This is a genomic window from Bacillus sp. JJ1474 (assembly GCF_036965225.1).
Classification (GTDB): Bacteria; Bacillota; Bacilli; order Bacillales; family Cytobacillaceae; genus Cytobacillus.
The window spans coordinates 50,060-51,277 of record NZ_JBALPC010000040.1; the positions used below are offsets into that span (position 1 = coordinate 50,060).

A 1,218-nucleotide genomic window follows, 5' to 3' on the forward strand; every position below is an offset into this window, starting at 1 on the left:
CCATTAATTAACATGCTGCCTATCTTTATAAAATCTATTGCTTTGAAATTAATACCGCTTTCCATTTTTTCAAAACCTGATTCTCTACTATCTAGACTCCATGAGGCATCACTTTCAGCTCCGATTTTATTCCAAAATTCCTTTTCGAAGTATTCCGATACATGTTTACCCGTACTTCGCTCCAGAATAATGCCCAGTAATAAAGGATGATAATTATTATAATGAAATTTACCTTGGTATTTTGACGTCAGATTTTTATGAGTCAACGCTAAATTACGTAAATCAGGCATATAATACGTTTTAGCATCATCTCCAAACCAGATATTCCCTTCCTCATAGCTGATGTTTGAACGCATCAAAAGTAAATCTTCAATTGTAATCCTCTCCATATTTGTTCCTTTGAACTCAATTATATAATCAGCAATGGACTGTTTTACACTTTTAATATAACCATCTTCAATCGCCATTCCAATTAACAACGAATCGATTGACTTAGCCATTGAGAATGATGTATTAACCGTTTCCTGACCATATCCGTTGTTATATTCTTCTAGCACTACTTTGTCATTGTAGACAATAATAAAAGACGTGGTATTAGTCTCCTCCAGTATGGTATTCAATGGTTTTGTTCTGCCTTTTCCTTTATATGTATAGTCTATTGGCATGACTTTTAGAGATGCATCCAGGTTGTATTTGTAATGATAGGGCTGAGAGCTTTTTTGAATAATCCGCTCAGGAAATACTTTGTAATCCATTACATCTGAATTTCCATTTACTATCGTCCTAAAAACATATTGTGGGGAAAATATTAATGAGGAAACCAATACAAGAAGAACTGAACAGATCAAGAGAATTATTAAGAAACTAAGTAATAGCTTGGTAGTTTTTTTCTTCATTTTACCTCCTTAATTTCTAAAAATAATGCGACTGGAAAGTTATTATTAATTCATTAAGTGAGAAAATGGCTAAAAGAACAGATTTTTCTGTTCTCCATTAATCATTCTTTTCTTTACTCTCTTTATGCAATTTCCTGTTTACTTTGTATTGTTTAGATATCCCTTTAATGATAAAGAAACCTATAATTAAGGCAAATAAGTTTAGTGAATCACCGAAATTAATAGATAGACTAAAGTTGTTATTTATATTTATATCATTCCTGTTTTTGGCAGTGCCTTTAGAATACTCTTCCTGGTTATTCAATTTTATACCCCCAATTTG

General features: G+C 31.7%; 2 protein-coding genes. Both read right to left on the reverse strand.

The features are described from left to right. On the reverse strand, nt 1-896 hold an 896-nt coding region (locus tag V7164_RS06555), incomplete at its 3' end, for a serine hydrolase domain-containing protein (protein ID WP_335353690.1). Nucleotides 897-993: 97 nt separating this feature from the next. Further along, the coding region (locus tag V7164_RS06560; protein WP_335353691.1) for a hypothetical protein at nt 994-1,218 on the reverse strand (225 nt) is incomplete at its 5' end.